This window comes from Winogradskya humida, from assembly GCF_016862215.1.
In the GTDB taxonomy this organism is placed as follows: domain Bacteria; phylum Actinomycetota; class Actinomycetes; order Mycobacteriales; family Micromonosporaceae; genus Actinoplanes; species Actinoplanes humidus.
Genome location: NZ_BOMN01000080.1, coordinates 55045 through 74671, shown reverse-complemented (window position 1 = coordinate 74671; position 19627 = coordinate 55045). Strand labels below are relative to the sequence as shown.

The 19627-nt window shown below is 68.4% G+C and carries 13 protein-coding genes; 8 read left to right on the top strand and 5 right to left on the bottom strand.

The features are described 5' to 3' along the window. Positions 1–57: 57 nt before the first annotated feature. Positions 58–1170 (bottom strand): DegT/DnrJ/EryC1/StrS family aminotransferase, encoded by a 1113-nt coding sequence (locus tag Ahu01nite_RS28200; RefSeq protein ID WP_203839672.1) that lies wholly within the window; start codon positions 1168–1170, stop codon positions 58–60. 19 nt (positions 1171–1189) lie between these two features. After that, the gene (locus Ahu01nite_RS28195; RefSeq protein WP_203839671.1) at positions 1190–2416 is read right to left on the bottom strand and encodes a Gfo/Idh/MocA family protein; all 1227 of its coding nucleotides are present in this window, start codon (positions 2414–2416) and stop codon (positions 1190–1192) included. Between the two features lie 499 nt (positions 2417–2915). Here Ahu01nite_RS28195 and Ahu01nite_RS28190 point away from each other — a divergent pair, with 499 nt between their 5' ends. After that, positions 2916–4622: a polysaccharide deacetylase family protein gene (locus Ahu01nite_RS28190; RefSeq protein WP_203839670.1), complete on the top strand. Its 1707-nt coding sequence runs from the start codon at positions 2916–2918 to the stop codon at positions 4620–4622. A gap of 519 nt (positions 4623–5141) precedes the next feature. On the opposite strand, the gene Ahu01nite_RS28185 is transcribed toward Ahu01nite_RS28190, so the two are convergent. Then, positions 5142–6503 carry a class I SAM-dependent methyltransferase gene (locus tag Ahu01nite_RS28185; protein WP_239159203.1) on the bottom strand — a complete coding sequence of 454 codons (1362 nt, stop codon included), beginning with the start codon at positions 6501–6503 and terminating at the stop codon, positions 5142–5144. A gap of 193 nt (positions 6504–6696) precedes the next feature. Between Ahu01nite_RS28185 and Ahu01nite_RS28180 the strand changes: the two genes are divergently transcribed. Continuing rightward, a complete protein-coding gene (locus tag Ahu01nite_RS28180; RefSeq protein ID WP_239159202.1) occupies positions 6697–8226 on the top strand; it encodes an NAD(P)/FAD-dependent oxidoreductase in 1530 nt (509 codons plus the stop codon). A 496-nt stretch (positions 8227–8722) separates the two neighbouring features. Here Ahu01nite_RS28180 and Ahu01nite_RS28175 read toward each other — a convergent pair whose 3' ends face one another. Both Ahu01nite_RS28175 and Ahu01nite_RS28170 read right to left on the bottom strand, forming a co-directional pair. Then, entirely contained in the window at positions 8723–9424 is a 702-nt protein-coding gene (locus tag Ahu01nite_RS28175; RefSeq protein ID WP_203839668.1) for a response regulator transcription factor, read from the bottom strand. 389 nt (positions 9425–9813) lie between these two features. After that, complete coding sequence (locus Ahu01nite_RS28170; protein WP_203839667.1) at positions 9814–11565, bottom strand: ABC transporter ATP-binding protein; 1752 nt, start codon at positions 11563–11565, stop codon at positions 9814–9816. Positions 11566–11681: 116 nt separating this feature from the next. Between Ahu01nite_RS28170 and Ahu01nite_RS28165 the strand changes: the two genes are divergently transcribed. From Ahu01nite_RS28165 to Ahu01nite_RS28140, 6 genes are all read left to right on the top strand, one after another. Next, positions 11682–12089 carry a MarR family winged helix-turn-helix transcriptional regulator gene (locus tag Ahu01nite_RS28165; RefSeq protein ID WP_239159201.1) on the top strand — a complete coding sequence of 136 codons (408 nt, stop codon included), beginning with the start codon at positions 11682–11684 and terminating at the stop codon, positions 12087–12089. 349 nt (positions 12090–12438) lie between these two features. Then, on the top strand, positions 12439–12975 hold the full coding sequence (locus Ahu01nite_RS28160; protein ID WP_203839665.1) for a TetR/AcrR family transcriptional regulator: 537 nt from the start codon (positions 12439–12441) through the stop codon (positions 12973–12975). A 214-nt stretch (positions 12976–13189) separates the two neighbouring features. Further along, positions 13190–15370: an MMPL family transporter gene (locus tag Ahu01nite_RS28155; protein ID WP_203839664.1), complete on the top strand. Its 2181-nt coding sequence runs from the start codon at positions 13190–13192 to the stop codon at positions 15368–15370. 192 nt (positions 15371–15562) lie between these two features. Further along, positions 15563–17113, top strand: a complete 1551-nt coding sequence (gene mmsA, locus Ahu01nite_RS28150) for a multiple monosaccharide ABC transporter ATP-binding protein (protein WP_203839663.1) — start codon at positions 15563–15565, stop codon at positions 17111–17113. After that, positions 17110–18435, top strand: a complete 1326-nt coding sequence (gene mmsB, locus Ahu01nite_RS28145; RefSeq protein WP_203839662.1) for a multiple monosaccharide ABC transporter permease — start codon at positions 17110–17112, stop codon at positions 18433–18435. The genes mmsA and mmsB overlap by 4 nt, the downstream gene beginning before the upstream one ends. Before the next feature lie 59 nt (positions 18436–18494). Then, positions 18495–19598: a substrate-binding domain-containing protein gene (locus Ahu01nite_RS28140; RefSeq protein WP_203839661.1), complete on the top strand. Its 1104-nt coding sequence runs from the start codon at positions 18495–18497 to the stop codon at positions 19596–19598. Positions 19599–19627 lie beyond the last annotated feature (29 nt).

The window sequence follows — 19627 nt, the reverse complement described above, 5'->3', positions numbered from 1 at the left end:
CGGTGTCCGTGCGGCCCGTGTCTGGGCGGCCCGTGTCTGGGCGGCCGGGTTCCGGGGTCATGAGGCCACCGCTTCGATGAGCGCTTCGCAGACGAGGTCGACCTGGTCGAGCGTCATGTGCGGGTAGATCGGGAGGGAGAACTGGTCCTTGGCGGCCTGTTCGCATACCGGGAGCGGGCCGGTTGCGTACCGGCGTAGGGGTGGTTGGGAGTGGCACGGGACCGGGTAGTGGATGCCGGTCTGGATGCCTCGGTGGGTCAGGGCTTGGCGGACCTTGTCGCGGTCGGTGACGCGTACGACCATCAGGTGGTAGGCGTGCCGGACGCCGTCGTCGAGGGCGGTGAGGCGTACCTCTGTGCCGGTCAGGCGTTTGCGGTAGACGGCGGCGAGGTCGATGCGGGCGTCGGTCCAGGCGTCGAGGCGGTCGAGTTTTGCGGTGAGGGCGATGGCCTGCAGGGTGTCGAGGCGGCTGTTTGTGCCTACGTAGTCGTGTTCGTAGTGGGCTGAGCCGTTGGTGCGGCCGTGGTTGGCGAGGGCTCGTACGCGTTCGGCGAGGGCCGGGTCGTTGGTGACGACCGCGCCGGCGTCGCCCAGGGCGCCGAGGTTCTTGCCCGGATAGAAGCTGAAGCAGGCCGCGGTGCCGCGGGAGCCCGCTCGGTGGCCGTCGCGTTCGGCGCCGTGGGCCTGGGCGGCGTCCTCGATGAGGTGGATGCCGGCGGTGTTCGCGATCGCTTCCAGGGCGGTCAGGTCGGCGACGTTGCCGTAGAGGTGGACCACCATGACGGCCCGGGTCCGGGGGGTGAGGGCGGCGGTGAGGTGCTGCGGTGTGAGCAGCAGGGTGTCCGGGTCGACGTCGGTGAAGACGGGGGTGGCTCCGGCCCGGACTACCGCCGCGGCGGTGGCGATGAAGGTGTTGGACGGGACGACGACCTCGTCGCCGGGGCCGATGCCGAGTGCGAGCAGGGTGAGTTCCAGGGCGTCGGTGCCGTTGGCGACGCCGACCGCGTGGGTGGTGCCGCAGTACGCGGCCCACCGGCGTTCGAACTCCGCTACCGGTTCGCCCCCGATGTAGCGGCCGGTGAGCAGCGCCTCGGTGAATTCCTTCTCGATGCCGGGCCAGATCTCGCGGGCCATGGCACCCAGGTCGGTGAAGGGAACGGTGGTCTGCATGCGTGATGTCCCTTCCCGGTCAGGCACGGACGGTCGCGGTGACGGCGGTGGCGGTGACGGCGGGTCCGGCGGCGGAAGGCGCGGCCGTGGAAGGTCCTGCGGCGGAAGGCGCGGCCGCGGATGGTGGGGCGGGTACGAGGCCGGGGAGCGGCGGACCGTCACCGGCCACCTCCTCGAGCAGTACCCGGCGGTCCTGGGCGAGCGAGAGCTGGGCGGCCTCGATGACCTCGACGACGGCGAGGCCGTTGGCTCCGTCCGTGCGTGGTGCCGTACCCGTCCTCATGCATTCGATGAAGTGCCGGGCCTGGACGGCGAGCGGCTCCTCGAAGGGCACCACCGGTGAGGTGATCGCGCCCTGGTGGTAACTGAACCGCGACGGTGAGCGCCGGTCGGTGTTGGGAAGAACGGCTTTGTCGTGTACGCGGATCCGCTCCGCGGCGTCGGTGTCATCGAAGACGGCCATCTTCTTCGAGCCGACCGCGGTCACCAGCCGGACCTTGCGCGGGTCGAGCCAGCTGACGTGGATGTGCGCCCCGACGCCGATGTCGGCGTAGTCGAGTTCCAGGTGCGCCACGTCCTCGAAGACCGGGTCGACGTGGTGCGAGCCCCATGCCCGTACCGAGGTCGGGGTCGAGCCGAGGACGTAGTTGGCGATCGAGATGTCGTGCGGCGCCAGGTCCGAGACGACGTTGACGTCGCTCTGGTAGAGGCCCAGGTTGAGCCGCGCGCTGTCCAGGTAGTAGAGGTCGCCGAGCTCCTGGGACTCGACGAGTTCGCGCAGCATCGTGACCGCGCCGTTGTATTCGAACGTGTGCCCGGTCATCAGCGTCACCCCGGCCGCGCGGGCGGCGTCGATGAGTTGCCGCGCACCGGCCGGGCTCGTGGCCATCGGCTTCTCCACGAGTACGTGCTTGCCCGCCCGGATCGCCTCGAGGGCGACCTCGACGTGCGACGCCGGCGGCGTGGCGACCACCACCGCGTCGATGTGCGGCAGCGCCGCCCGCAGCGATGTGTAGCCGCCGCCGTTGGCGAGCAGGTGACCCATGCCCGACAGCAGCGGCAGCCGGGCGTCGATGGCGACCGCGCGGGCCACCCCCGGCGTCGACTGCATGACCCGTAGCTGCTTGGAACCCCAATAGCCGACGCCGACGACGCCGATCCTGATGCCGGCCCCCGCCGGTCTGCCCACCGACTCGCCGGTTAAGCCGCGATCGTCCTGGTAGGACTGGCTCCGGTCTGCCCCCATTTTTGTGCCGTCCCCTCGCATTGCGTTGGTGCCTGTAGACGAGAAGCGCTTCGGCGCCGAGTATTCGGTGTGCACTGTGTACTCAGCTAGTGACCGTAAGGGTGAGTAACGCGGGCCGACCGGTGGAGTATCGGTGGATCAGATCATTGAGATCGGGAAATATCCGCAGGTCGTGACGTGGATGAATAAATGTTCACGAGGCTGCGGGTAATCCTGCGGAAATCAAGAGGAAATTACCGGCGGCACCCCAGTTGTCCGTATTTGCGGGACGGTCGGATATCCGCCGATCGTGCCATGTGGCTTTTAGCGGGCACGTGGGAAAGTCGTCACGACCGTGCCGGCGAGTGCGGTGCCAGAAAGGATCTCCATGACTCTCCAATTATTCGATAAGACCCGTGTCCACCTGCGAATACTTGCTGCTGCGGTACTACTGGCGTTGCTCGGTAGCCCGTTGGTCGGAGCCGTTCCGGCTAACGCCTCCCCGGCGAACCCGCTGGTCGTGACATTTACCTTCGACGACGGCGTGACCGACCAGCTGGCCGGTGTCACGATGCTCGACGACCATGAAATGGACGGCACTTTCTACATCAATTCCGCGTTGGTCGGCGCAACCGGTTACATGACCCGCGCGCAGCTCGGCACCCTTGCCGCGGCCGGACATGAGATAGGTGGACATACCGCCACTCATCAGGACCTCACGACGCTGCCGGCCGACGAGATGAATAGGCAGATCTGTCAGGACCGCGACACTTTGTTGTCGTGGGGATACGCGGTAACGTCATTTGCGTACCCGTTCGCGGAATTCAATGCGACGATCAAATCGATGGCCGCCCACTGTGGATACGACACCGCCCGTGCGGTGGGCGATCTCTGGTCACCCGCCAGCTGTTCGGACTGCGACGCGGCCGAGACCGTGCCGCCGCTCGACCGCTTCGAGACCCGCACCCCCGACGACGTGGAGTCGACGTGGACGCTCACCGATCTGCAGGCCGTGGTGCTCAACGCCGAGGCCACCGGCGGCTGGCTCCCGTTCAACCTGCACCACGTCTGCGACGGCTGCGCGCTGGAGTCCATCTCCCCGGCGCTGCTCGACGAGTTCCTCGACTGGTTGCAGCCACGGACCTCGGTCGGCACCACCGTCAGAACCGTCCAGCAGGCACTCGGCGGCACACTGCACCCGGCCGTCGCACCCAACTCGCCGGCCCCGCCCGGAGCGCCCGGCGTCAACACGGTGCTCAACCCGTCGCTGGAAGATCCCGAGACCGGTGACAACCCGACCTGCTGGCAGAACGCCGGATACGGCACGAACACCGTCACCTACACGCGGGTCCCGGACGCGCACACCGGCGTGTACGCCTCCCGCGTCGCCGTCAGCAGCCTGACCGACGGCGATGCGAAGATCATCCCGACGTTCGACCTCGGCACGTGCTCACTGTCGGTCGCCACGGGACACCACTACGAGGTCAGTGCGTGGTACCACTCCGACGTGCCGGTGTTCTTCACGCTCTATCGGCGTACGGCTGAAGGGTCCTGGGCGTACTGGACACAGAGCCCGCGCCTGGCCGCCCAGGGTGACTGGACGCATGCGACCTGGGTCTCCCCGCCCGTCCCGGCGGAGGCTGTCGCCGTCAGTTTCGGCCTGACCATCGATTCGGCCGGCACCCTCACCAGCGACGACTACGGCTTCGCCGACACCCCGGCCCTGCCCGACCCCGCACCGCCGGGCGTCAACGCGCTGCGCAACCCGTCGCTGGAGACCGCGGGCGCCGACGGCTTCCCGCAATGCTGGACGGGCGCGGGCTTCGGCACGAACACGCCGGCCTGGACCAGGGTCACCGACGCCGCGGACGGCACGTACGCCCAGAAGCTCGACATCACCGCCTGGACCGACGGCGACGCCAAGCTCATCCCGCTCTTCGATAGCGCCAACTGTGCACCGGCGGTGGTAACAGACCGTACATACGCGCTCAATGCGGCGTACAAATCAACGGCTCCGGTCTTCTGGACCCTCTACCGCCAGCTCTCCGACGGCAGCTGGGCCTGGTGGACCCAGAGTCCTCCGTACGCGGCCACGTCGTCCTACGCCTCCGCGGCGTGGACCACCCCCGCGGTCCCCGCCGGCACCCAGGCGGTCAGCCTCGGTCTCACCCTCGCCGGCACCGGCAGCCTCACCACCGACGACTACTCCATGATCGGCAACCCCTGACCCCGCGCACGGGGGACGGGCTCCAGCCGCAGAAGCGGGCGGACCGCGTGCCGGTCCGCCCGGACCCCGTCGGCTGCCGGACCCCGTCGGCTGCCGGACCCCGTCGGCTGCCGGACCCCGTCGGCTGCCGGACTCGTTGGCTGCCGGACCCGTCGGCTGCTGAGCACGACCGGGTCGGCCTCGCGCGTGAGCGCGCGGCCACGGCGTCAGCCGCATCGCGTTCTTCAGGAGAGGCCCACCACGGGGACCCTCCGTCCGTCCGTTGCTGTCAACGACAGCGCGACCCCGCCGCGGTCGCGCAGGCCCATGCGTATGCGCGGTCTGTGGTGTTCCAGCAGTTCGCTGTCCCGCTGCGGTCGCGCAGGCCCATGCGTATGCGCGGTCTGTGGTGTTCCAGCAGCTCGCTGCCCCGCCGCCGTCGCGCATGCCGACACGTACACGCCGTCCGCGGTGTCTCAGAAAGTCGCCGCGCCCGCCTGTTTGTTACAGGCGGTGCGGGACAAACGGGCGTTTGTTCGCCTATGTGTTGAGCGGGCGGCGGGCGACCAGGAAGGCGTGCGTGACGGGCCAGTCGACCGGGTCGCCGGCCGGGGTGGTCAGTGACGCGACCGGGGCGAGGCGGTTGTCGACGATCCAGTCGTTGCGGGTGGTTTCCGAGGCGGGGTCGAGTTCGAAGCCGATGTCGGTCAGCAGCGACTTCCAGTCGGCGAACTCGAGGCCGCAGAACTGTTCCTGGGTCTCCGACAGCCAGTTGTCGGTGTAGTCCTTGCGGGTCAGGAAGTCCATGGCGTCGCCGAACGGGAGCTCCACCGTCGTGTCGCCCACCGCCGTGAACGAGAACGGGAAGCGGTAGTCGGCGGCGAACCGGTCGAGGCGGGCGCGGGTGGACAGGGCGCTGACGTGGGCCGCGACCTCGGAGGAGGACAGTTCGGCGAGCTCACTGCGTACTGATGAAGGATTGCGGCCGTCGGTGGCAGTGAGGGTGAGGTGGACCGGGCGGTCCTTGCCGTCGGGGCCGCAGACGTCGCTGTTGATCCAGACGCCGCCGGGAGCGGTGTGGTCGTAGATGGCCTGGGCGAAAGCGCGCACCGAGGCCATGCGGTCGCCGTAGGACCAGATCTCGTGGGTGAGGGCGAACGTCAGCGTGGTGTCGATCGAACGCGGTGGGAAGATCGCGCCGCCGAGGACGTTGCGGCGGTAGAAGTAGACGTTGGCGTTCTGGAAGACGCCCTGGGCCTTCTTGTGGACGCACTCGTCGTAGAGGTGCCGGGCGATCTCGACGCCGATGAGGTCGCTCTCGCGCAGGGCGGGCTCCTGGTCGGCGCGTTCCAGGACCGAGCCCGCGCCGCATCCGATGTCGACGATCCGGCCGGGCCGCACGTGTGGGCGGACCAGGTCCCACTTGCGGCCGGCGGCGTCGGCGAAAGCTTCCGCGTACGTCCGGTAGTCGCGGGTCGGGGTGAGCCCGCCCTCGTCACCGACCACCGGGTCGTTCACGACCGTCCGGACGCTGTCCTCCAGGCGGTAGCGGTCGAAGACGTCGGTGGTGGCCGGGTGGGCCAGCTCACGCCACCGCCGGTCACCGGCGGCCAGGCGCAGCAGAACGTCCCACGGACGCTCCGGTTCGGGTGTGATGTCCGACTCGACTCCGGCCACCGGGAAGCCCAGACGCTCGTACAACGCTGAGACTGATGGCGTCGAACACGCAACCACCGTGTTCTGTGGGGTGAGGGTGATTCCCGTGGCAACAGTCACGTTTTTGAGGGTGACCTCGGCGAAGCGGTCCGTCGGCGCGGTGTCGAAAACCGGCACTACCAGCGACCGCAGCCCCGCCAGCACGCTGAAACGCTCGATCGCGGCTTCCCGGCGGTGGAACGGCACCGGGTTGCGCTTGGTGTTCGCGTGATTCGCGGAAGTTACCGCCCATATGATCGTCGAATCCGGGAAACCCGTCAGATACCCGGCCTGGAACCTGGTTAGAACATGGTGACGGCCTGGGAACAACACGAACTGAGATTCCATTCGCTCGTTGATACCGTACGACGAGACGACCTGAGGACCGGAGGCCCGAAAAATGGCTGAACGCACTGCTCACCGGCACCGTGTGGTGATCGTCGGAGCCGGTTTCGGCGGGCTCTTCGCGGCGAAGGCGCTGAAGAACGCGGACGTCGACATCACGCTGATCAACGGCACCGCCTACCACCTGTTCCAGCCTCTGCTCTACCAGGTGGCGACCGGCATCCTCTCCGAGGGCGAGATCGCCCCGCCGATCCGCGAGATCGTCCGCAAGCAGGACAACATCGACGTGAAGCTCGGCTGGGTCACGGACGTCGACGTCGAGGCCAAGAAGGTCAAGGTCACAGCCCCCAGCATCGAGTACGAGGTGGGGTACGACACTCTCATCGTCGGCGCCGGGGCCTCCCAGTCGTACTTCGGCAACGACCACTTCGCCGACCACGCGCCCGGCATGAAGAGCATCGACGACGCCCTCGAGCTGCGCGCCCGCATCTTCGGCGCGTTCGAGCTGGCCGACCTGCAGCAGGACCCGGCCGACCAGGAACGCTGGATGACCTTCGTCGTCGTCGGCGCCGGCCCCACCGGCGTGGAGATGGCCGGCCAGATCGCCGAGCTCGCCCACCGCAACCTCGCCGGTCAGTACAAGCACATCGACCCCCGCAAGGCCCGGGTCATCCTGATCGACGCCGTCGACGCCGTGCTCAAGACGTTCGGCGACCGGCTCTCCACCCACGCCCTGCGCCAGCTGCACCTGCTCGGCGTCGAGGTCGAGCTCGAGACCAAGGTCGTCGACGTCGACGCCACCGGCATCGAGGTCGAGACCAAGCGCGGCCACGAGCGCATCGAGTCCATGACCAAGATGTGGGCCGCCGGCGTCGCAGCCCCGCCCCTGGCCCGCAAGCTCGCCGAGGCCGCCGGCGCCCAGACCGACCGCGCCGGCCGCATCATGGTCGAGCCCGACTGCACCCTGCCGGGCCACCCCGAGATCTTCGCCGTCGGCGACATGATGTCCCTGGACCGCCTCCCCGGCGTCGCCCAGGTCGCCATCCAGAGCGGCCGGTTCGCCGCCGACCAGATCAAGCGCCGCCTCAAGGGCAAGGAAACCGGCCAGAAGTTCCAGTACTTCGACAAGGGCAGCATGGCCACCGTCTCCCGCTTCAACGCGGTGGCCAGCATCGGCAAGATCCACCTCTCCGGCTTCATCGGCTGGCTGATGTGGCTCGCCGTCCACCTGCTCTACCTGGTCGGCTTCAAGAACAGGTTCACCGCGGTGGTCCACTGGTTCGTCAGCTTCTTCGGCCGTGGCCGCTCGGAGCGGGTGTCGACGTTCCAGCAGTCGTACGCCCGAATCGCCACCCGCGAGTACGGCGACCCGTTCGAACGGCGCCGGGTCGAGGAGGCGGAGGCCGCCGCCGCTGCTGAGAAGGAAGCGGCTGCCGAGAAGGCCGTCGCCGGGACCACGCCTTCCGGGACCACTGTGCAGGCGTCGTCCGCTTCGACTGCTTCTCCTGCTGGGGGCACCGGGGCTGCTGCTGCGGCGGCCAAGGGTGGCACTCCCGCCAAGGCGAAGGCTGCCGGCCGACGCTGATCGCACAACATCGATGACGGCCGCCGGGCCCGGGCCCGGCGGCCGTTTTCTTTGCCCGGATCTCCCGGGACCGCGATCAGCCGGATGCCGGATGCCGGATGCCGGATGCCGGATGCCGGATGCCGGACGCCGGACGCCGGACGTCTGAAGCCTGGGGCCGCCGGACGTCTGAAGCCGCCGGACGTCTGAAGCCGCCGGACGCCTGAGGTCGCCGGGCTCTTCCCGGTCGCTGCTCTTCCCGGTCGCTGCTCTGCCCGGTCGTTTGTTCTGTCAGGTCGTTTGTTCTGTCAGGTCGTTTGTTCTGACAGTCCGCAGCTCTGACAGTCCGCAGCTCTGACAGTCCGCAGCTCTGACGGTCCGCAGCTCTGACGGTCTGCAGCTCTGACGGTCTGCAGCTCTGACGGTCTGCAGCTCTGACGGTCTGCAGCTCTGACGGTCTGCAGCTCAGTCGGTCCGCGGTTCTGTCGGTCTGCGGTTCTGCCGGTCTACGGCTGTGTCAGTCTGCGGCGAGGCGGTAGCCGGGTCCGACCCCGTTGATCTCCACGCCTAGCTTGCGGCGCAGGGACGCCAGGCAGAGCGCGACCACGGCGGTGCGCCCGCCCGGGATCCGCGCCCCCAGGTCGGTCTCCGGGACAACGTCGCCGGGTACGCGCATCAGCTGCTCGAGCACGTCGAACTCGATGCCCGTCAGCGGGATCGTGGCGCCCCCGCGGCGCACGGTCCGGCTCTCCACACTCAGTTCGAGGTCGCCCGCGTGCAGGACGGTCCCGGCCGGGGTGTCCGCGGCGTCGCCGAGCACGTTCCGCAGGCGGGACACCACGAGGTCGAGGCTGAACGGTTTGGTCAGGTAGTCGTCCGCCCCGGCGAGCAGGCCGGCCGCCCGGTCCTCGGCCGAGTCCCTCGCGGTGAGGAACAGGACAGGCAGACCCGGCCACTCGGTACGCAAGCGGCGCAGCACCTCAACGCCGTCGAGGTCCGGAAGCATCATGTCGAGCAGCACCGCGTCGGGGGTGAACACGGCCGCCGTCGCGAGGGCCGCCTCGCCGTCGGCTGCGCTGCGGACGTCCCAGCCCTCGTAGCTGAGGGTCAGCGTGAGCAGTTCGGCCAGCGACGGTTCGTCGTCCACCACCAGGATCCGAGCGGGCCGTCCCGCCGAGCCGTACCGGCTGCCGGGGGCGGCTGAGGTCACCATCGTCATGAGGAGAGTTTCGGCTCGGGCTTTGTGACCACCCTGAGCAGCACATGTGGATGAGCTGTGACCGTATGGTCACGCTACGAGCAAGCGTCCGGTTGTGAGGGTGCGTCCGCGCTGCGAGCGCTGTATCGGGTTGCGCGCCGGTGATGCGTACCCCGCGAACAGTGCACCGCGCTGAGAGCACTGCATCGTCTCGCGAGTGAGTGGAGCACCGTTTTGTGAGCGGGCGATGCGTTGTAGCGCGATCGGTGCACGGCTTTGTGAGCGGGTTGGGCCTTGCGACATGAGCGGTGCACCGTTTTGTGAGCGGGGTGGGGCTTGCAACGTGAGCGGTGCACCGTTTTGTGAGCGGGCTTGCGACGCAAGCGGTGCACCGCTTGGAGAACGGTGTGTCATGCGGCCAGGGTGGCGTAGCGGCCGCCTTCGGAGACCAGGGTGTCGTGGGTGCCGGATTCGAGGATGCGGCCGTGGTCGACCACGGCGATCTGGTCGGCGTCGCGGACCGTGGAGAGGCGGTGCGCGATGGTGACCGTGGTGCGGCCCTTGGCCAGTTCGTCGAAGGCGCGCTGGACGGCGCGTTCGGTCTCGTTGTCGAGGGCGCTGGTTGCCTCGTCGAGGACCAGGATGCGGGGGTCGCGCAGCAGCGTGCGGGCGATGGCGATGCGCTGCTTCTCGCCGCCGGAGAAGCGGTGGCCGCGGGAGCCGACCATGGTGTCGTAGCCGTCGGGCAGGGCGGCGATCAGGTCGTGGATCTGGGCTGCGCGGGCGGCCCGTTCGATCTGGTCGTCGGTGGCGTCCGGGCGGGCGTAGCGCAGGTTCTCGCGGATCGTGGTGTGCAGCAGGTAGGTCTCCTGGCTGACCACCCCGACGATGCCGGCGAGGTCGGCCAGGCGCAGGTCACGCACGTCGATGCCGTCGACGGTGACGCGGCCGGCGTCGGGGTCGTAGAGGCGGGCGACCAGGGCGGCGAGGGTGCTCTTGCCGGAGCCGGTCTCGCCGACCAGGGCGAGTGACGTCCCGGCCGGGACGTCCAGGGTCACGCCGGCGAGGGCCGCGGTCTCACTTCCCGGGTACGCGAAGGTGACGTCCTCGAACCGCAGGTGCCCCCGGATCCGGGCCGGGTCGACGGTGACCGGGTGCGCCGGGTCGTCCACCTCCACGGGCAGGTCGAGGTATTCGAAGATGCGCGCGAACAGGGCGAGCGAGCTGGTCAGTGAGACACCGACGCCGAGCAGGCCCATGAGCGGGCGGAACAGGCCGGACTGCAGCGCGGTGAACGCGACCAGGGTGCCGATGCTGAGCTTGCCGGCGGTGAAGGGCAGGCCGGCGCTGAGGTAGATGACCGCCGGGATCGCGGCGAAGAGGATGGTCATCGAGGCCATCCGCCAGCGGCCCGCGAGCTCCGAGCGCAGCTCCAGGTCGATCAGACGCTGGGAGGACTCGGTGAAGCGGCTGACGAGCGCGGCGCCCGTACCCATCGTCTTGGAGAGCTGGATGCCGCTGATGGACAGGCCCTCCTCGACGGTGACGTTGAGGTCGGCGAGCTCGCGCTGGCGCTGGGCGGTGATCTCGCGGCGCATCTGCGCGACCCGGCGGGTCAGGTAGATCGCGGGCGGCAGCACGACCAGCGAGACGAGCGACAGCTGCCAGGAGAGCGCGGCCATCGCGACGGCGGTGGCGACGACGGTGGTGAGGTTCGAGGCGATCGAGGTGGCTGTCGACGTGACGACCGACTGCATGCCGCCGATGTCGTTGGTGATCCGGGACTGCACCTCACCGGTGCGCGTGCGCGTGAAGAAGCCCACGGACTGGCGGTGCAGATGCGTGAAGACGTCGGTGCGCAGCCGGTGCATGACCTGCTGGCCGACGGTGGTGGAGATCCAGGTCTGGATCACGCCGAGGGCGGAGGTGACCCCGGCGACGGCGACCATGCCGGCGACGAGCCAGCCGAGCAGGGCGAGGTCCTGGTGGGGGAGGGCGTCGTCGATGACGGCGCGGAGCAGGAACGGCGAGGCCATGGAGATCACCGAGGACGCCACGATGATCGCGACGACCACGGTGAGCTGGGCCCGGTGGGCGGTGAACAGGCGGCCGATGCGGCGCAGGGAGACTTCCTTCGCCTGCTTCTTCTCGGCGGCGGTCAATTTCCTGGGTTTGCGGGGGCTGTCCAAATGAAGCCTTCTTCCGGTTCGGGTACGTCAACATGCTGAGGTTACCTCAACATGAGGGAACAACAGCAACCGCTGGTACGGTATTCCCTGTGGAGGACAGCACACTCTCCGAACTCTTCTGGTCCGTCGCCCGCCGCCTGCGCCACCTCGGCAAGGAGACCCTCGAGCCCCTCGGCATCTCCCCGTCCCAGGCGCGTGCGATCGGCGAGCTCACCCGGCACGGCTCCATGCGCCCCGGCGTGCTGGCCGAACACCTGCGCATCGCCGCCCGCTCGGCCACCGAGGTCGTCGACGACCTCCAGGAGCGCGGCCTGGTGGAGCGCGACCACGACCCGGCCGACCGGCGCGCCACCCTGGTCTCGCTGACAAGGGCCGGCCGCGAGACGGCCGAACGGATCAAGGCGACGAGGCAGGCGGAGGCGGAGCGCTTCTTCGGCTCCCTCGACCCCGTGGACCGTACGGAGCTGACCCGCATCCTGCGCACCCTGCGTGATTGAGGCCCGCCCCGCACGGTGAGGTGCGCCCGCGTGACTGACAGCGAGTCACGCGGACGGTTCGCTCTGCGTGACTGACGATGCTGCCAAGGGCCAAGGGCCAAGGGCCAGGGCCAGGGCCGGGACCGGGGGGCCGGAGCCGGGGCCGGGGCCAGGGTCGGGGTCCGAGCCGGGGTCGGGGCCCGGGCAGGAGCTCGGGCAGTGGCAGGGGTCGGGGTCGGGGCCCTTTCTGGCGCCGATGAGACCCACGAGGTAGCGCTCGGACATCGGCCCGGCGGGGTTTGGTGTTAGGTGCACCACTTGGCTGACCGATCGGACAGGTTCTGACCGATCGGTCAGGCAGGATGGCGCAATGGTTCGCGTCAATACCCGTGACGAGATTCTGCGCGTCGCGGCTGAGCAGTTCACCCACTCCGGATACAAGGGCACCTCGCTGCAGGAGATCGCTGCTGCGGTGGGGTGTTCGAAGGCGACGCTGCTGTACCACTTCGCCAGCAAGGACGCGATCCTGCACGCGCTGGTCGCTCCCGCGGCGCTTGCGCTGGCCGGGCTCGTCGCCCATCTGGAGACCGTCGACGACGCGGTCGTGCAGGCCGCGGCCATCGACGGGTACGTCGACCTGGTGCTGCGGTTCCGGCACGAGGTCGCCCTGATCTATGACGTCATCCCGCAGTTCTTGCAGGAGCCGGCGTTCGACACGGTGCGTCCTCTCACGGATCAGTTGTGCGCGGCGTTCGCCGGGCGTATGGAGGATCCCGGTAACGGCATCGCCGCCGAGGTGCTGCTGGGTGGGATCGCCGGTGTGGTCATCGACGACGACCGGGACGCGGCTGAGCTGCGTCCCGCCCTGATCGGTGTCGCCCGGCGGGCCCTGCTCCCGGCTGACTGACACAGGACCGGCCGGACAAAAGAGCTCTTGTATTCCCCGGCATCTGACACAGGACCGGCCGGACAGAAGAGCTCTTGTTATCCCCCTCATCTGACACAAAGCCCGGCTCGGTAAGAGCAAGAGCATCCGTGCCGGTGGCAAGGCCGCATCACCGCACCCCGTGCGGGGTCAGTCCCGCGCGGGTTCGCGTACCCCTCATCTGACAAGGATTGACATGGCAACCCTGCTGTACCGGCTCGGCCGGGCCTCGTTCCGGCGTCGCAGGATGGTGGTGGTCCTGTGGCTTGTGCTGCTGGCTGCCGTCGGTGGCGCGGCTCTGGCGTTCAAGGGCTCGACGTCGAGTGACTTCACGATGCCCGGCACGGAGTCGCAGCGTGCGATCGATGCGCTCAAGCATGAGTTTCCCGAGGCCAGTGGCGCGACGGGCGTCATTGTCGTGCGGGCTCCCGAGGGGAGGACGCTCGCCGACCCGGCGCTGACCGGGGCGGTGCAGGGGCTGGTCAAGGAGGCTTCGGCGCTGCCGGGTGTGGTCGGGGCGGTGGATCCGTTCGCCGCGAAGGCGCTTTCTCCGGACGGGCGGTATGCGCTGGTTCAGGTGCAGTTCGCGGAGCGGGCCGACGGGGTCACCGCGGATCAGCGCAGTAAGTACGAGCAGAGCGGCGCGACGGCCCGGGCGGCCGGCCTGCGGGTGGAGCATGGCGGGGAGGTGATGAACGCCGAGCCGGAGGTCGGGGGCACCGAGGGGATCGGCGTGGTCATCGCGCTCGTGGTGCTGGTGGTCACGTTCGGGTCGCTGGTCGCCGCCGGGATGACGATGCTCAACGCGCTCATCGGGGTGGCCGCGGGTATGGCGGGGCTGTTCGCGCTGAGCAGTGTCATCTCGCTGACCAGCACGGCTCCGGTGCTCGCGCTGATGCTGGGGCTCGCGGTCGGCATCGACTACTCGCTGTTCATCACCTCGCGGCACCGGCAGCATCTGACCGAGGGGGAGGAGCCGGAGGAGGCCGCCGCGCGCGCCGTCGGGACCGCTGGTTCCGCCGTGCTGTTCGCCGGGATCACGGTGATCATCGCGCTGGCCGGGCTGTCCGTCGTCAACATCCCGTTCCTGACCGTCATGGGGCTGGCCGCCGCGGGGACCGTCGCCGTGGCCGTGCTGGTCGCGCTGACGTTGCTGCCCGCGCTGCTCGGGTTCGCGGGTGCCAAGGTGCTGCCGCGCAAGCTGCGGGACGGGTCCGCCGATCGGGCCGCCGCGGCGGCGAAGGAGGGCTTCGGGTTCCGCTGGGCGCGGATCGTGACCCGTCTGCGCGTACCCGTCATCATTGTCGGAATCCTCGGCCTGGGCGCGCTGGCGCTGCCTGCCGCCGGCATGAGGCTCGCGTTGCAGGACCCCAGTGCCAGTGCGGAGGGTACGCCCGCACGTGAGGCCGCCGACCTGATCAGCACCGGGTTCGGGCCGGGGTTCAACGGCCGGCTCGCCATGGTCGTGTCGAGCGCGTCCCCGGAGAAGACCGCCGCCGCCGTGCAACTGATCTTCCCCGCGCTGCAGGACACGCCGGACCTGATCGCGGTGACCCCGCCGAACTTCAGCCGGGACAAGCGCACCGCCCTGCTCGCGATCATCCCGAAGGACGGGCCGACCGCGGAGAGCACCGAGACGCTCGTGCAGGAGGTGCGGAAGCGGACCCACGGCATCGGCGGCGCGGACGTGTCGCTGACCGGGCAGACCGCTGTCGGCATCGATGTCTCCGAGAAGCTCTCCGACGCCATGCCGATCTACCTGGTACTGGTCGTCGGCCTGTCGGTGCTGCTGCTCATGCTGGTGTTCCGCTCGATCCTGGTGCCGCTCAAGGCCGCGCTGGGCTTCCTGCTGACCGTCGGCGCGACGTTCGGGATCACCGTGCTGATCTTCCAGGAGGGGCACCTGGCCGGGCTGCTCGGCGTCGACACCCCGGGGCCGCTGATCAGCTTCCTGCCGATCCTGCTGATCGGGATCCTTTTCGGTCTCGCCATGGACTACGAGGTCTTCCTCGTGTCGCGGATGCGCGAGGACTTCGTGCACGGTGCCGGGGCGCAGGAGGCCACGGTCAGCGGCATGGGGCACGGTGCCCGGGTGGTCACCGCCGCCGCCCTGATCATGATCAGCGTATTTGCCGGGTTCACCCTGATCGACGATCCGATCATCAAGTCGATGGGCTTCGCCCTGGCGCTCGGGGTCGCGATCGACGCGTTCGTCGTACGGATGACGATCGTCCCGGCCGTCGTGTCACTTCTCGGGCGTTCTGCCTGGTGGCTGCCGCGCTGGCTGGACCGGGCACTGCCCAACGTCGACATCGAGGGCGAGAAGCTGCGCGCTGAGCTGGCGGCGCCCGAGGATCGGGAACCGGTCACCGTCTGAACCGGTTGAGTTAACACGGAGTCCGGGACGCCCCTCGGCGTCCCGGTTCTTCATTGCCGGATTGTTACCTGAACGGTGATCTCGAAACTTGCGAATCATCTTCTCATCGGAATAGGTTGCCGACGGCAACAAAACAGCGAAACTCCATCCCCCTCCGGAGGCAGCCATGACGTTCGTGAGGTGGTGCGTGCGATGACGACAAACGCCCCCATCCTCCTGGAGATGCGTGACATCACCAAGGAGTTCCCCGGAGTCAAGGCTCTCTCCGACGTCAACCTGGTGGTCAAGGCCGGCGAGATCCACGCCATCTGTGGCGAGAACGGCGCCGGGAAGTCGACACTGATGAAGGTCCTCAGTGGCGTCTACCCCTACGGCACCTACTCCGGTGACATCGTTTACCAGGGCTCTCCGGCGCGGTTCTCCGACATCCGGCAGAGCGAGAACGCCGGCATCGTGATCATCCATCAGGAGCTCGCGCTCATCCCGGACATGTCGATCACCGAGAACATCTTCCTCGGTAACGAGCCGCGCAGGCGCGGCGCGATCGACTGGAAGTCCGCGCAGCGCCAGGCCCTCGACCTGATGGCCCGCGTCGGGCTCTCCGAGGACCCGGACACCCTGATCAAGGACATCGGCGTCGGCAAGCAGCAGCTCGTCGAGATCGCCAAGGCGTTCGCCAAGGACGTCAAGCTGCTCATTCTCGACGAGCCCACCGCGGCGCTGAACGAGGCTGACTCCCAGCACCTGCTCGACCTGCTGCGCGGGTTCCGCGAGCGCGGCGTCACCTCGATCATGATCTCGCACAAGCTGAACGAGATCGAGGCCATCTCCGACTCGATCACGATCCTGCGCGACGGCAAGACCGTCGAGACGCTGGACGTGCGGGGCGACGGCGTCGACGAGGACCGCATCGTGCGGGGCATGGTCGGCCGCGAGCTCAGCAGCCGCTTCCCCGACCACACGCCGAACATCGGCGAGGTCTTCTTCGAGGTCCGCGACTGGAACGTGCGCCACCCGATCTCCGCCGACCGGCAGGTCTGCAAGCACGAGAGCTTCAACGTGCGCAAGGGCGAGATCGTGGGCTTCGCGGGCCTGATGGGCGCCGGCCGCACCGAGCTGGCGATGAGCATCTTCGGCCGTTCCTACGGCGTCTTCGAGTCCGGCCAGATCTTCAAGGACGGCAAGGAGATCAAGCTGAAGTCGGTCGCCGACGCGATCGACAACGGCCTGGCGTACGTCAGCGAGGACCGCAAGGCGATCGGCCTCAACCTGCTCGACGACATCAAGACCTCGACGGTGGCCGCGAAGCTCTCCAAGATCTCGCACCACGGCGTGCTGAACGAGGTCGAGGAGTACGACGCCGCCGAGGCGTACCGCAAGGAGCTGCGTACCAAGGCTCCGACGGTCGACGAGGGAGTCTCCAAGCTCTCCGGCGGCAACCAGCAGAAGGTCGTCCTGGCGAAGTGGATGTTCACCGACCCTGACCTGCTGATCCTCGACGAGCCCACCCGCGGTATCGACGTGGGCGCGAAGTACGAGATCTACGGCATCATCCAGCGGCTCGCCGACCAGGGCAAAGGCGTCATCGTCATCTCCTCGGAGCTGCCGGAGCTGATCGGCCTCTGCGACCGCATCTACACCGTGTTCGAAGGCCAGATCACGGGCGAGCTCGCCCGCGAACAGGCGGACCCGGAGACCCTCATGAAGCAGATGACCTCGACGAAGAAGATGCAGACGCGATGAGCCGATTCAAGGACCTTCAGAAGAACCTGTTCGGAGGCACGACCTCCAACGCCCGCCAGTTCGGGATGATCTTCACCCTGGTGGCGATCGTCCTGCTGTTCCAGTTCCTCACCGCCAACAACCTGGGTGTGGGCTTCGGGGACGGCCTGACGCTGCGGTCGGACAACCTGATCGCGCTGTTCCAGCAGAACTCGTACATCCTGATCCTGGCCATCGGCATGCTGATGGTGATCGTGGCCGGCCACATCGACCTCTCGGTCGGCTCGGTCGCCGCGTTCACCGGCATCCTGGTCGCCAAGTCGATGGCGGACTGGAGCCTCCCCTGGCCCGTCGCCATCCTCTTCGGCCTCGCGATCGGTGCGGTCATCGGTGCCTGGCAGGGCTTCTGGGTCGCCTACGTGGGCGTCCCCGCCTTCATCGTCACCCTGGCCGGCATGCTGCTGTGGCGCGGCGCCAACCAGTACGTCGGTAACGCGGACACCATCCCGGTGCCCAAGGGGTTCCAGGACATCGGCGCGGGCTTCCTGCCCGAGGTCGGCCCGGACACCGGCTACAACAACCTGACGCTGCTGCTCGGCCTCGCCGCCTGCCTCGCGGTGGTGTGGCGGGAGCTGCAGGCCCGCAAGACCCGCAAGGACATGAACGCCGAACCGGCGCCGCTGTGGGTCTCGATCTTCCGGATGGCCGTCATGGTCGCCGTGCTGATCTTCGTGACCCTGCGCTTCGCGGGTGGCCGGGTCGGCACCAGCTTCCCGATCTCGGGTCTGATCCTCGTGGCCCTGGTCCTGATCTACGGCTTCTACACCCGCAACACCGCGGGCGGCCGGCACATCTACGCGGTCGGTGGCAACTCACGCGCCGCGGAACTGTCCGGTGTGAAGCTCAAGCGGGTCAACTTCTTCGTCATGATGAACATGTCGATCCTGGCCTCGCTGGCCGGCATGATCTTCGTGGCCCGCTCCGCCGCCTCCGGCCCGCAGGACGGCCTGAGCTGGGAGCTCGACGCGATCGCCGCCGTGTTCATCGGTGGCGCCGCGGTCTCCGGCGGTATCGGCACCATCTCCGGCTCCATCGTCGGTGGCCTGGTCATGGCCGTGCTCAACAACGGCCTCCAGCTGCTCGGTGTCGGCTCCGACCGGGTGCAGATCATCAAGGGCCTGGTGCTGCTGCTCGCGGTGGCGCTGGACGTCTACAACAAGAGCCAGGGGCGCTTCTCCATCATCGGAAGCCTGACGCGCCCCTTCCGCCGGGACGAACCATCCAAACCGGCACCCACGTCGGACACGGGCAACGAGCCCGCGAAGACGACGGTGGCCGGCTGACGCCGGTCACCACCCCCCTCTCACCCGCAACACCTCTCACTAGAAGGGCTAACCCCCGCATGCGTAATTTCTTCGGCAAGACGGTGGCGGTCGGCGCCATCGCGATGCTGGCCTTGACGGCTTGTGGCTCCGGCCGCGACGGCGACACCGACAGCGGCAGTGGCGACAGCGCCAAGGGCTTCGCCGCCAACTCCCTCATCGGTGTGGCGCTCCCCGCGAAGACCTCGGAGAACTGGGTCCTCGCCGGTGACCTGTTCACCAACGGTCTCAAGGAGGCCGGTTTCACCAGCGACGTGCAGTACGCCGGCGCGTCCACCACGGTGGCCGACCAGCAGGCCCAGATCACCGCCATGGTGACCAAGGGTGCGAAGGTCATCGTCATCGGCGCGACCGACGCCGCGCAGCTGTCGACCCAGGTCACCGCGGCCCACGCCGCCGGTGCCAAGGTCATCGCGTACGACCGCCTGATCACCGGTACGCCGGACGTCGACTACTACGTCGCGTTCGACAACTTCAAGGTCGGCCAGCTCCAGGGCCAGGCCCTGCTGGACGGCATGAAGGCCAAGAAGCCGACCGGCCCGTACAACATCGAGCTGTTCGCCGGTTCCCCCGACGACAACAACGCGACCGTGTTCTTCAACGGCGCGATGGACGTCCTCAAGCCGGAGATCGACAAGGGCAACGTCGTTGTCACCTCGGGTCAGAAGGACTTCAAGCAGATCGCCATCCAGGGCTGGAAGGCCGAGGGTGCGCAGGCCCGCATGGACCAGCTGCTGACCTCCACGTACGGCAGCAAGGAGCTGGACGGCGTCCTCTCCCCGAACGACACGCTGGCCCGCGCCATCATCCAGTCGGTCAAGAGCCGTAACAAGGCTGTCCCGGTCGTCACCGGCCAGGACTCCGAGGTCGAGTCGGTCAAGTCGATCGTCGCCGGCGAGCAGTACATGACCATCAACAAGGACACCCGTACCCTCGTCGCCCAGACCCTCACCATGGTCAAGGCGCTGCAGGCCGGTAACGCCCCCGAGGTCAACGACACCAAGTCGTACAACAACGGCAGCAAGGTCGTCGACACCTACCTGCTTCCCCCGGTCGCGGTGACCAAGGCCAACGCGGCCGAGGCGTACGCGAACGACCCGAAGCTCGCGGCACTCACCAAGTAAGCAGCAGCACCCTTGGGGTCCCCGGAGTC